The sequence below is a fragment of the gamma proteobacterium symbiont of Axiagastus rosmarus genome, from assembly GCF_059730925.1.
The window spans coordinates 917,215-929,510 of the sequence record NZ_AP035925.1; the positions used below are offsets into that span (position 1 = coordinate 917,215).

At 60.5% G+C, this 12,296-nt stretch carries 9 protein-coding genes; 5 read left to right on the forward strand and 4 right to left on the reverse strand.

Translation table 11 applies throughout. The features are described 5' to 3' along the window. Positions 1 to 2: 2 nt before the first annotated feature. Complete coding sequence (locus AC6I8F_RS04230) at positions 3 to 2,765, reverse strand: autotransporter domain-containing protein (protein WP_498028559.1); 2,763 nt, start codon at positions 2,763 to 2,765, stop codon at positions 3 to 5. Between the two features lie 551 nt (positions 2,766 to 3,316). On the opposite strand from AC6I8F_RS04230, the gene prfB reads away from it, so the two are divergent. After that, positions 3,317 to 4,415 (forward strand): peptide chain release factor 2 gene (gene prfB / locus AC6I8F_RS04235; protein WP_104093670.1). Its coding sequence is split into 2 segments (ribosomal slippage): positions 3,317 to 3,391 and positions 3,393 to 4,415, totalling 1,098 coding nucleotides; the frame shifts between segments, so codons are not numbered across the junction. Positions 4,416 to 4,424: 9 nt separating this feature from the next. Beyond that, positions 4,425 to 5,945 carry a lysine--tRNA ligase gene (gene lysS / locus AC6I8F_RS04240; protein WP_498028560.1) on the forward strand — a complete coding sequence of 507 codons (1,521 nt, stop codon included), beginning with the start codon at positions 4,425 to 4,427 and terminating at the stop codon, positions 5,943 to 5,945. 213 nt (positions 5,946 to 6,158) lie between these two features. On the opposite strand, the gene AC6I8F_RS04245 is transcribed toward lysS, so the two are convergent. Then, on the reverse strand, positions 6,159 to 6,785 hold the full coding sequence (locus tag AC6I8F_RS04245; RefSeq protein WP_021506683.1) for a hypothetical protein: 627 nt from the start codon (positions 6,783 to 6,785) through the stop codon (positions 6,159 to 6,161). A 391-nt stretch (positions 6,786 to 7,176) separates the two neighbouring features. On the opposite strand from AC6I8F_RS04245, the gene AC6I8F_RS04250 reads away from it, so the two are divergent. Next, the gene (locus AC6I8F_RS04250; protein ID WP_058775879.1) at positions 7,177 to 8,340 is read left to right on the forward strand and encodes an MFS transporter; all 1,164 of its coding nucleotides are present in this window, start codon (positions 7,177 to 7,179) and stop codon (positions 8,338 to 8,340) included. Here the strand turns inward: AC6I8F_RS04250 and AC6I8F_RS04255 are convergent. After that, a complete protein-coding gene (locus AC6I8F_RS04255) occupies positions 8,337 to 9,257 on the reverse strand; it encodes a LysR family transcriptional regulator (protein ID WP_058775880.1) in 921 nt (306 codons plus the stop codon). The two genes, AC6I8F_RS04250 and AC6I8F_RS04255, sit on opposite strands and share 4 nt — an antisense overlap. Before the next feature lie 110 nt (positions 9,258 to 9,367). Here AC6I8F_RS04255 and lysA point away from each other — a divergent pair, with 110 nt between their 5' ends. Continuing rightward, the gene (lysA, locus tag AC6I8F_RS04260; RefSeq protein WP_021506686.1) at positions 9,368 to 10,621 is read left to right on the forward strand and encodes a diaminopimelate decarboxylase; all 1,254 of its coding nucleotides are present in this window, start codon (positions 9,368 to 9,370) and stop codon (positions 10,619 to 10,621) included. Next, positions 10,621 to 11,073, forward strand: coding sequence for a GNAT family N-acetyltransferase (locus AC6I8F_RS04265; RefSeq protein WP_058757074.1), 453 nt, complete (start codon positions 10,621 to 10,623; stop codon positions 11,071 to 11,073). Before lysA ends, AC6I8F_RS04265 begins: the two co-directional genes overlap by 1 nt. Positions 11,074 to 11,275: 202 nt before the next feature. Here the strand turns inward: AC6I8F_RS04265 and galR are convergent, their stop codons facing one another. Then, a complete protein-coding gene (gene galR, locus AC6I8F_RS04270) occupies positions 11,276 to 12,277 on the reverse strand; it encodes an HTH-type transcriptional regulator GalR (RefSeq protein WP_031279486.1) in 1,002 nt (333 codons plus the stop codon). Between the last annotated feature and the right edge of the window lie 19 nt (positions 12,278 to 12,296).

A 12,296-nucleotide genomic window follows, 5' to 3' on the forward strand; every position in this document is an offset into this window, starting at 1 on the left:
CTTTAGAACGTGACGTCGACACCGCCGCGCAGCACCTTCTCATCGCCGCTATCGGCCACGTGGCGGTCGGCACGCAGAAACAGCCGCGCGCGTGCCGACTGCACCAGATCAACCCGCACACCAAACCACTGCGAGCGGCGATCGAGCTGCATACCCGGGATGGTAAAGCTCTGCTGACCGCTGCCGAAGCCGCTCCAGCGCGCGCTGACGTCCATCGACGGATTGCTGAACGCGTACTGGTATTCGCCGTACAGGCTCAGCATGCTCCACCAGCCCGCCGACCAGTCCTGGCGCGCGCTGAGATTCAGGCCACCGTAACCGACGCTGCGGCGATAGCTGTCGCCGTCGCCCTGCAGACCAAACGCGCTGCCGCTGTCGCTGAAGCTGCCGGTTTGCAGGCCGGTTTCACGCCAGCCGAGATAGGGCTCAATGCGATAATCCTCCTGCAGCGTCCAGCGATAGCCGCTCTGTAACGCTGCCTGCCAGCTGTCAGTGCGGGCGGAAGAGGAGACCGGCGCGGCCTCGTCCAGCAGCACCAGGCGCTGCAGTTTGTCGCGTCCATGCTGATAGCTGAGATTGGCCTGCCAGTACCAGGCTGGCGTCACCGCATAGCGCCCATACAGCATTACGCCCTGCAGGCTGTTCTGGCTGTTGCCGCCGGTGTCGTCATAGGTGGCATCAAGCTGAGTGTGCGTCCAGGCGATGCCGAGGCGCAGGCCGGGCAGGCCAAAATCGCTGTCGGCACCCAGCGCGGTCAGGGTGTTGCGATAGCGGTTGCCGAGATAGCCGTCCTGATCGAGCGAACCGCGCAGCTGACCGCTCTCCAGCCAGAAGCCGAAGCGCCCCTGTTCGCTGGCATCATCGATGCGGTTGTTGAGCAGGCGCGTCTGATAATCAAGCGCGTTGAACAGCACCGCATTGCCGGAGGCATGCGCCTGGCCGGACAGGGAGTTGATCGCCGCCTGTGCGCTGCGGGTGTCCGCCAGCGTCTGGAAGGCGCCTGCGGCCGCTAGCGCTGACTGCTGCGCACTGCTCAGCGTCGCCTGACCCTGCCAGCGGTCCGCCAGCTCAAACGCCTGCTCCAGGTTGCGGCTGGTTTGCTGCGCGCTGGTGCTATCGATTCCCATCGCCTGTGCCGCCGCGGCGGTGTTTTTACGCGTTAGCTGGCCGGTAACGCTGTGGGCGTCATAGCTGACGGAACCGTCGAGAAATACGCCGGTATTGACCTGGCTAAACTGACCGCTCACGCCGCCGCCGCTGGTCAGCAGCGTTTCCTGCTGTTTCACCACGTAGCTGGCGGAGGGCGGCGCGAGATTCAGCGTGCCGTCGAGCGCCGCGTTGCCGGTCACGCGCAGCGGATTGTTCAGCGTGACGTTGAGCGTACCGTCGGCGCTTTGCTGATAGTTGCCCGCCACCTGCAGGCCGCCGTTAACCGATCCCTGGTTGACCAGATTGCCGCCGATGCGTCCGCTGCCACCCAGTTTGCCGCTGCCGTTCACCAGCGCATTGCCGGCAATCGCACCGTCAATCAGCAGGCTATTGGCGGAGACCTGCGTCAGGCCCTGATAGCTGTTGTTGCCGGTCAGCTGCAGCGTACCGCCGCGTTCGCTGCCGTCCAGTACCAGCCCGCGATCGCCGCTGATGTCATTGCTGAACACATACTGGCCGCCGTCGAGGCGCGCGTGGAAGTCCTCTGCCCAGAATTGTCCCGGCCCGTTTAAGGCTTTAGCGGCGTTAAGATCGCCCCAGCCGAACGTCTCATTGTATGGCCGCCCGTTGGCGCTGTCGGCGACGTTATCGTGCGCATCACTGCGGTAGGTGGCGGTGGTCAGCAGGGTTTGCTGCAGGTTATGGCCGCTCATCCACGGGAAACGCTGCAGCAGCTGCGAGGCCGCAGCCGTCACGCGCGGTGCGGCAAACGAGGTGCCGTAGCTGCGCGCCTGCACCCAGCTGCCGTCGGAGTTTTGATACAGGTAATCTGTATAGCCCGGCGCGGTCAGGCACCACGCGGCGGCCGCGCCGCAGGCGTCAAACGGTCCGGTGCCGGCTGCGCGGCCTGGCAGGTCATAACCGGTATGACTCAGGATACCGGTCACCGCCAGCAGATTACGCGCCAGCTGCGGGTCGTTATACATCAGCGGTGTCAGCACGTCCGGTGCCGGCGTGGCGCCGCTGTTGTTGCCGGTGATCATCACCGCCAGCCCATCTGCCGCAGCCACCGCGTTGAGCCCCTGATACAGTGACTGATAGCGCTGGCGCGCATCGGTTAACGCCTGCTGGCTGGTGAGGCGCTCCTGCGAACCGTAGGACATATTGAAGATGCGTACGCCCTGTGCCACTAAGCCCTGCACGGCGCGCGCAGTATTGTCGTAGCTGAAAATATTATTTTGTGACGCCTGCGCCACATACAGCGCGCTGTCAGGCGACAGCCCCAGCAGCGTCATCGCCACCAGCGTGCCGTGGCCGTTGATTCCCATGTTGTCGTTAAGCGCGGTGTTGCTGCCGACATAGCTGGAGAAATTCACGTTGGCGTAATTAATTTCGCTGCGGCCCGGGGCCAGACCGGAGTCAATGATGCCCACTTTACTGCTGGCAGCGATGGCCGGCACTGTGGGTTCAATAACGGGCGTGACCGGGGTTAAGGTGCTGCCGCCGCCGCTACCACCACCGCCGCCGCCTCCGCCACCACAGGCGCTCAGCAGAAACGGGATGATCAGCGCCAGCAGGCGCGGTGAGGATCGAAAAGTAACAACAGGATAATGCATGGCAACTCCTCATGCCTCTCAGGGCATGTTGTCGCCCGTTCACGTTAACGGGCCTGAATGCAGTCTTTCCCTGTCACGAATACTCCTGAGCAACGTGGCTGACAGACAGAACGCAATAGATGAAGCACGAACCCCTGAGATTCCGCCAGGGTGCAGAAAGGATAAGGTGCGTACTGGCCGGTTGATGGCCAGGACAGCGCAGCATTGCGCAGGCTAATCACGCTATATCACGCTTCGAACCAGACATTTCTGATGGTGGAGTTTTAATGATTTTGTCTGAGAAATCATGGGTTTTAATGACGCCAGCTGGCGTTTATTGCCGTGATTATGTAGGAAAATTCTGAAGGCGCACCGCGTGGATGGCGAGTGACAGCGGGATTTCTGGCAACCGCCATACCTGCCGGTTTCCAGAACTGGCGCAATTATTTTCTGCCGGTTCATACGCGGTATAGCCATTGATGTGCAAAGCTACAAACCAGGCGCGCTTTCGGGTAAACTAGCGCGTTACTTTTATCTCCTCTCACCGAATCGTCAAAAAAGACTGAAAAGCCATGTTTGAAATTAATCCGGTCAAAAATCGTATCCAGGACCTCAGCGAGCGCAGCAGCGTTCTTAGGGGGTATCTTTGACTACGATGCCAAGAAAGAACGCCTCGAAGAAGTAAACGCCGAGCTGGAACAGCCGGACGTCTGGAACGAACCTGAACGCGCGCAGGCGCTGGGCAAAGAGCGCGCCTCGCTGGAAGCGGTGGTTGAAACGCTCGACCAGATGCAGCAGGGGCTGGAAGATGTGCAGGGTCTGCTGGAGCTGGCGGTTGAAGCCGACGACGAAGAGACCTTCAACGAAGCCGTGGTCGAGCTGGACGCGCTGGACGTGAAGCTGGGTGAACTGGAGTTCCGCCGCATGTTCTCCGGCGAATACGACAGCGCCGACTGCTACATGGATATTCAGGCCGGCTCCGGCGGCACCGAAGCGCAGGACTGGGCCAGCATGCTGCTGCGTATGTATCTGCGCTGGGCGGAAGCCAAAGGCTTCAAAACCGAGATCATCGAAGAGTCCGAAGGCGAAGTGGCCGGTACCAAATCAGCCACCATCAAAATCATCGGTGATTACGCTTACGGCTGGCTGCGTACCGAAACCGGCGTTCATCGTCTGGTGCGTAAGAGCCCGTTCGACTCCGGCGGTCGTCGTCACACCTCATTCAGTTCGGTATTTATTTACCCGGAAGTGGATGACAACATCGACATCGAAATCAACCCGGCCGACCTGCGTATCGACGTCTATCGCGCCTCGGGTGCCGGTGGTCAGCACGTTAACAAAACCGAGTCAGCGGTGCGTATTACCCACCTGCCGACCAACATTGTGGTGCAGTGCCAGAACGACCGCTCGCAGCATAAGAACAAAGATCAGGCCTTCAAACAGCTGCGTGCCAAGCTGTATGAATACGAAATGCAGAAGAAGAATGCCGACAAGCAGGCGGCGGAAGAGAACAAGTCGGACATCGGCTGGGGCAGCCAGATCCGTTCATACGTTCTTGACGATTCGCGCATCAAGGATCTGCGTACCAGCGTAGAAACGCGTAACACCCAGGCCGTACTGGATGGCGATCTTGACCGTTTTATTGAAGCAAGTTTAAAAGCAGGGCTATAAGGAACCGACATGTTTGAACAACAACCGCAGAGCGCTGATGCCGCCCTTGAGTTAAACAACGAACTGAAAGCGCGTCGCGAAAAACTCAGCGCGCTGCGTGAAAAGGGCGTGGCGTTTCCTAACGATTTCCGCCGTGACACCACCTCCGATCGTCTGCATGCCGACTATGACAGCAAAGAGAACGACGAGCTGGAAGCGCTCGGCGTTGAGGTGAGCGTAGCCGGTCGTATGATGACCCGCCGCATCATGGGTAAGGCGTCGTTCGCCACCCTGCAGGATGTGGGCGGTCAGATCCAGATCTACGTTTCCCGTGACGATCTGCCGGAAGGCGTCTACAACGAGCAGTTCAAAAAATGGGATCTCGGCGATATCCTCGGCGCGCGCGGTAAGCTGTTCAAAACCAAAACCGGCGAGCTGTCGATCCACATCTCTGAGCTGCGCCTGCTGACCAAAGCGCTGCGTCCGCTGCCGGACAAATTCCACGGCCTCGCCGATCAGGAAACCCGTTACCGTCAGCGTTACCTTGACCTGATCTCCAACGACGATTCGCGTAAGACCTTCAAAATTCGCTCACAAATCATGGCCGGCATTCGTCAGTTCATGGTTAACCGCGACTTTATGGAAGTGGAAACACCGATGATGCAGGTGATTCCGGGCGGCGCCTCCGCGCGTCCGTTCATCACCCATCATAATGCGCTCGACATCGACATGTACCTGCGTATCGCGCCGGAGTTGTACCTCAAGCGTCTGGTGGTTGGCGGTTTCGATCGCGTGTTTGAGATCAACCGTAACTTCCGTAACGAAGGGATCTCGCCGCGCCACAATCCAGAGTTCACCATGATGGAACTCTATATGGCGTATGCGGATTACAAAGATCTGATCGAACTGACCGAGAGCCTGTTCCGCACCCTGGCGCAGGACGTGCTGGGCACGACGGAAGTGCCTTACGGTGAGCACACCTTCGATTTCGGCAAGCCGTTTGAGAAGCTCACCATGCGTGAAGCGATCAAGAAATACCGTCCGGAAACGGACCTCGCCGATCTGGATGACTTTGATAAAGCAGTGGCGATTGCCAACGCGCTGCACATTAAAGTGGAGAAGAGCTGGGGTCTGGGCCGCGTGGTGACCGAGATCTTCGAAGAGACAGCAGAAGCGCACCTGATTCAACCAACCTTCATCACCGAGTATCCGGCAGAGGTGTCACCGCTGGCGCGTCGTAATGACGAGAACCCGGAAATCACCGACCGCTTTGAGTTCTTCATCGGCGGCCGTGAAATCGGTAATGGCTTCTCCGAGCTGAACGATGCGGAAGATCAGGCCGAGCGTTTCCTGCAGCAGGTTAACGCGAAGGACGCCGGTGATGACGAAGCGATGTTCTACGACGAAGACTACGTCACCGCGCTGGAGCATGGTCTGCCACCGACTGCGGGTCTGGGCATCGGTATCGATCGTCTGGTCATGCTGTTCACCAACAGCCACACCATTCGTGACGTGATCCTGTTCCCGGCTCTGCGCCCGACCGGTAAGTAATCAGGTTGCCTTCACCCTCACCCTAACCCTCTCCCATGGGGAGAGGGGACTTGCCTGTACCCCGGTGGGAGAGGGCCGCTGTGGTTTTCTCCCTCTCCCTGTGGCAGAGGGCCGCTGTGGTTTTCTCCCTCCCCCTGTGGCAGAGGACCGCTGTGGTATTCTCCCTCTCCCTGTGGGAGAGGGCCGGGGTGAGGGCATCAGCGCGCACCCAACCTAAGACTTCACCACGCCATCCAGCCACGCCTGGAACCGCGCATAAGGCACATACAGCGCCACATCTTTAAACAGCGTTTTGCCGCTCTTATTATCATCAATCCGACTGCTATAGCCGACAATCACCCCGGCCAGCGTGTCGTCGCTGGCGTTATACACCGCGCCGCCGGACATGCCTTTCACCACGCCGGCATTGGCCGCCACCACCACGCAGCTGGCCTTATTCCAGTCATTGCTCAGCGTCGTATTGATCAGGTTTTTGCCGCTTGATGCCACCGGCAGCGCGGAGATAAAGCTATACCCATACAGATTTACGTTGTCGCCGATATGGCTGTTGCGGAACTGCGGGGGCAGGTTGGCTTCTTTATTTGCATGATAAACCACGGCGATATCGCACTCCGGATGCCAGGCCTTCACCCGATACAGCGAATATTTGGCCACGTGCGCCGCCGTCAGGCTGTATTCGCGCGTCAGGGGGATAGTGGTGCCCAGCGCACCCATGCCGAGCACGGTGGGGATGCCGGTGACGGTCATATCGACGCGCCTGGCCGCTTCTGAGCTGTATTCATAGTGCCCGACCGAGCAGCCGCTTAAGCCGCCGATCGCCAGCGCGATGATCCATCGCATAACTCTGTCCCCCTGTTGTGTTGACGCCGCATTACCGGGCAATCCATTGGGGTATCGGCAATGTGCGACCATCCTTTACTGCCTGATTTAACGCCAGAAAGCGCCGTCGCTGTGACAGCGATCACAACCTGTTATCAAGCGTAGTCTGTTATCGCCGTCCTGTCTCAGTGATGCATAAGCGACACTTTTTAGCGCCGGGATTATTGCCGCGCAGGCAAAATAGCCTTGCTGCCGCCCGGGTGGTTGAGAGTCAGAGGCTGTGCTTTAATAGCAGACTGTGACGCAGTTCAAAAATAAACATCCCCGCACTGTCGGAGGGATACGCGTCTGTCTTAACCGTACGGCGTTCGTCGTGCGGCCCGCCTGCAAAATTATTTTGGGAGAGTGTGTTATGCCTGTTGCATTACTGGCGCTGGCGCTGAGTGCGTTCGCCATCGGCACCACGGAGTTCGTCATTATGGGGTTACTGCCGGAAGTGGCGGGTGACCTGCAGGTGTCGATTCCTTCTGCGGGCTGGCTGATCAGCGGCTATGCGCTGGGCGTGGCCATCGGCGCGCCAATCATGGCGCTGCTGACCGCGAAACTGCCGCGTAAACGTACCCTGATTCTGCTGATGATCATCTTCATCATCGGCAACGTACTCTGTGCGCTGGCTTATACCTATAACCTGCTGATGCTGGCGCGCGTCATTACCGCGTTGTGTCACGGTGCGTTCTTCGGCATCGGTTCAGTGGTCGCGGCCAGCCTGGTGGCGCCGAGCCGTCAGGCGTCGGCGGTGGCGCTGATGTTTACCGGTCTGACGCTGGCCAACGTACTGGGCGTGCCGCTCGGCACCTGGTTTGGTCAGCTGTTTGGCTGGCGCGCCACCTTCTGGGGCGTGGCGATTATCGGCATTCTCGCGTTCATCGCGCTGATTGTCAGCCTGCCGACTAACAAAGATGAAAAACCGGTGCACCTGGCGAGCGAAATCAGCGCGCTAGCCAACGGCAAACTGTGGCTGTCGCTGCTGATGACGGTGTGTTTTGCCGCCGCGATGTTTGCGCTGTTCAGCTACATTGCGCCGCTGCTGTTACAGGTGACCGGCATCAGCGATCGCGGTGTCAGCTGGACGCTGTTCCTGATTGGCGCTGGCCTGACGGTGGGTAACATTGTTGGCGGGAAACTGGCGGACTGGAAAGTGTCGTTCAGCCTGATCCTCAGCTTCTCGCTGATCGCCGTGTTCTCGCTGCTGTTCAGCTGGACCAGCCATGCGCTGTGGCTGGCAGAGGTAACCCTGTTCCTGTGGGCGATGGCGACCTTCGCCACCGTGCCGGGCCTGCAAATCAACGTGGTGCGCCACGGTAAAGACGCGCCAAACCTGGTGTCGACGCTCAACATCTCGGCCTTTAACGTCGGTAACGCACTCGGTGCGTGGGTGGGCGGCGCTGTGATCGACAAAGGCTATGGCCTGACGGCGGTGCCGGTCGCGGCGGCAGCGCTGGCGGCAGCGGGATTAGTGGTTTGTCTGCTGACCTTCCGCAAATCGGGCGGTCAGCGCGAGACGGTGCGCGCTTAAGCCAGACGCTGGGCGATGCGCTGCGGAAAGGTGGCCACCTGCTGCTGCAGGTGGTCGCAGAAGTGATCGACCAGCGCCGATGCCGGCCGATGCTGTGGCCGCACCAGGCTCACCGTGAACGGCACGGCAATACTGAAGCGGCGCATCACCACGCCGCTGTCGGCGTAATCCAGCGCCGTCAGCGGATTAACAATCGAAATGCCCACCCCGGCGCGCACCATCGCGCACACCGACGCGGCGCTGTGCGTCTCCAGCACCAGCCGCCGCTCCACCTGCTGCTCATGGAACAGCGCATCCAGTAACTGACGATAGCTATCGCTGCGCGACAGGCTGACATAGTTTTCACCGTGGAAATCCTGCGGCGTCAGCACCGCCCGCTGACACAGCGGATGCTGCGGCGGCAGCACGCACACTTCATCACTGGTCAGCAGTGCCAGGCGTTCAGTCCCGGCGGGCGCATGCTGGGTTTCGGTCAGACCGAGATCGTAGCGCTGCGCCGACAGCCACTCCTCCAGCAGCGGCGACTCCTGCGGAATAATATTCAGGCTCACCTGCGGATAGCGCTGTAAAAACGGCTGCAGCAGCGGCGGCAACAGCGACTGGGAAAAGACCGGCAGGCAGGCGATGGACAGCTCGCCCTGGCGGAAATTGCGCAGTCCTTCGGCGGCATCCATGATGCGATCCAGACCGTACCACGAGCGCTGCACCTCTTCGTACAGCCGCAGCCCCTGCACGGTGGGCTGCAGGCGGCCGCGCACCCGCTCAAACAGCTGTAAGCCCAGCTGCTGCTCCAGCCGCGCCAGTTCGCGGCTCACCGTTGGCTGCGAGGTGTGCAGCAGCGTGGCGGCCTGGGTCAGATTGCCGCTGGTCATCACCGCGTGAAAGATTTCGATATGCCGCCAGTTGATTTTTGCCATCGTCGCCTCCGTGTCATCCATATCATATTTGCATAGCTGATGCTTAAACAGATATTTTTCTGCATCACTGTGCTGTGGCTAAATGACAGCAACGACTCAGGAGAATACTCATGCCACGTCCACTTAACGATTCCCAGACGGCGCTTAACGCCACAAATCTACTGCCGCTGGCGCAGCGCTACAGCGGCCCGTTCTGGGCTTACGATGCCGAAATCATTCAGCAGCGTATTGCGCAGCTCAGCGCGTTTGACGTGGTGCGCTTTGCGCAAAAGGCCTGCTCGAATATTCATATTCTGCGCCTGATGCGCGCTGCCGGCGTCAAGGTCGATTCGGTCTCGCTCGGCGAGATCGAACGTGCGCTGGCTGCCGGTTTTCAGCCGGGCGGCGAGGATATTGTGTTCACCGCCGATGTGCTGGACTCACCGACGCTGGCGCGCATCGCCGAGCTGAAGGTGCCGGTGAATGCCGGATCCGTGGATATGCTGCATCAGCTCGGCGCGGTTTCGCCGGGTCACAGCGTCTGGCTGCGCATTAATCCGGGCTTTGGCCACGGTCACAGCCAGAAAACCAATACCGGCGGCGAAAACAGTAAGCACGGCATCTGGCACAGCGATCTGCCGCTGGCGCTGGCGGCGATTCAGCAACACGGCCTGCAGCTGGTAGGTTTACATATGCACATCGGCTCCGGCGTCGATTACGGCCATCTGCAGCAGGTGTGCGACGCGATGGTCGATCAGGTAGTGGCCTTTGGCCAGGACCTGCAGGCCATTTCAGCGGGCGGCGGGTTATCGATTCCTTATCGCTTTGGTGAGGAGGCGATTGATACGCAGCACTATTACGGCCTGTGGAACGGCGCGCGCGAGCGTATCGCGGCGCACCTCGGCCATGCGGTGAAACTGGAGATCGAGCCGGGCCGCTTCCTGGTGGCAGAGTCGGGCGTACTGGTGTCGCAGGTGCGGGCGGTGAAGCAGATGGGCAGCCGTCACTTTGTGCTGGTGGATGCCGGTTTCAGCGATCTGATGCGTCCGTCGATGTACGGCAGCTATCACCATATTTCGCTGCTGCCTGCCGATGGCAGCGCGCCGGGTGAGGCGCATGTGGAGAGCGTGGTGGCCGGGCCGCTCTGTGAGTCGGGAGATGTGTTTACCCAGCTGGAAGGGGGCAAAGTGGAAACCCGCGCGCTGCCAGCGGCACAGGTCGGCGATTATCTGGTGTTCCATGATACCGGCGCTTACGGCGCATCAATGTCCTCCAACTACAACAGCCGTCCGCTGATCCCGGAAGTGCTGTTTGAGCAGGGCGTGCCGCGTGAGATTCGCCGTGCGCAGACCATTCAGGAACTGCTGGCGCTGGAGCTGAACTGATGCGCATCGTGCCGCTCAGCAGCGTGCCGCATCACGCCAGCCAGATCACCGACTGGCTGTGGCAGGCGTTTGGTGACGGCACCTCGCGCGCGTTTTACGACAGCATTGTTCGCAGTAGCCTGAACGGTGCCGCGTTTCCGGTGACCTTTGTCGCGCTGGACGACGATGACGTGCCGCACGGCACGGTAGGGTTCTGGCGCTGTGATTTGATTAGCCGTCAGGATCTCTATCCGTGGGTTGCCGCGCTGTATGTGGATGAAGCGGCGCGCGGGCAGGGGCTGAGCGCCGCCCTGCAGCAGCACGTGCTGGACTATGCCCGCCAGCGCGGCTATGCAACGGTGTGGCTGTGGTCGACGTTTGGCGGCTACTACGAGCGATTCGGCTGGCAGTATCAGTGTGATGCGCTGGAGTTTCCTGAGGTGCAGGTGAAGGTGTATTCGCAGGATTTATAGTGGGCTGGGGGCGCGCTGGCCCTCACCCCAACCCTCTCCCGCAAGCGGGCGAGGGGGCTGACCGCGCTCTCTGGAACGTCCCCTTGCCGCAAGGGCTGACCGCGCGCTCTGGAACGTTCTTCTCCCGTCAGGGCTGACCGCGCTCTGGAACGTTCCCTCTCCCTCAGGGAGAGGGTTAGGGTGAGGGAAAGCCCTCACCCGTTTAACCCGGTCCACCCACCGAATGCCGCCTGACCAGCGTCGGGCTAAACATATTGGTCACCTCCGGCAGCGCGGTGCCGTTGGCCAGCGCCAGCGCCAGCTGCGCGGCCTGCTGCGCCATGGTCACAATCGGATAGCGCACCGTGGTCAGGCGCGGACGCACGTAGCGCGACACCAGCACATCATCAAAGCCAATCAACGACATCTCTTCCGGCACGCGAATGCCGTTATCGCTCAGCACCGCCAGCGCACCGGCGGCCATCGAATCGTTGTAGCACGCCACCGCGCTCACCTGCTTGCCGCGTCCGAGCAGTTCCGTCATTGCCTGCTCGCCACCGACCTCATCCGGTTCTCCCCACGCCACCAGCCGGTCGTTGCACGGCAGACCGTGCTCCTTCAGCGCATCGTAATAGCCCTGCAACCGATCTTCGGCGTCAGAAATGGTGTGCGTCGAGCAGATAAAGGCGATCTGCGTATGACCCTGCTGAATCAGGTGGCGCGTGGCCAGCCAGGCGCCGTAGCGGTCATCCAGCGCAATGCAGCGCGACTCAAACCCCTGCAGCAGCCGGTTCAGCAGCACCATGCCCGGCACCTGCTTCATCAGCAGCTCTAAATCGTCATCGGGAATTTTCTTGGCGTGCACCACCAGCGCGGCACAGCGATGGCGCATCAGCTGTTCAATCGCCTGACGCTCTTTCTGCTCATTATGGTAACCGTTACCAATCAGCAGAAAGTTGCCGGTTTGCCCGGCGACTTCATCGACCGCTTTCACCATCGCGCCAAAAAACGGGTCTGACACATCGCCTACCACCAGCCCGAGCGTTTCGGTGGATTGCTGCGCCAGCGCGCGGGCATTGGCGTTCGGGTGATACTGCAACTGTTCCATGGCCTGGGTAACGGCGAGGCGCGAACTCTCGCTGGCTTTGGGCGAATTATTGATGACGCGGGACACGGTCGCGACCGACACCCCCGCCATGCGGGCAACATCCTTAATAGTAGCCATGCAATGGTCGACATCCGGG

Bases quoted from the DNA above. Each gene is read 5' to 3' on its own strand.
- lysS (WP_498028560.1), top strand. From the start codon at position 4,425: ATGTTTGAACAACAACCGCAGAGCGCTGATGCCGCCCTTGAGTTAAAC.
- AC6I8F_RS04265 (WP_058757074.1), top strand. From the start codon at position 10,621: ATGCGCATCGTGCCGCTCAGCAGCGTGCCGCATCACGCCAGCCAGATC.
- AC6I8F_RS04245 (WP_021506683.1), bottom strand. From the start codon at position 6,785: ATGCGATGGATCATCGCGCTGGCGATCGGCGGCTTAAGCGGCTGCTCG.
- AC6I8F_RS04230 (WP_498028559.1), bottom strand. From the start codon at position 2,765: ATGCATTATCCTGTTGTTACTTTTCGATCCTCACCGCGCCTGCTGGCG.
- AC6I8F_RS04255 (WP_058775880.1), bottom strand. From the start codon at position 9,257: ATGGCAAAAATCAACTGGCGGCATATCGAAATCTTTCACGCGGTGATG.
- galR (WP_031279486.1), bottom strand. From the start codon at position 12,277: ATGGCTACTATTAAGGATGTTGCCCGCATGGCGGGGGTGTCGGTCGCG.
- lysA (WP_021506686.1), top strand. From the start codon at position 9,368: ATGCCACGTCCACTTAACGATTCCCAGACGGCGCTTAACGCCACAAAT.
- AC6I8F_RS04250 (WP_058775879.1), top strand. From the start codon at position 7,177: ATGCCTGTTGCATTACTGGCGCTGGCGCTGAGTGCGTTCGCCATCGGC.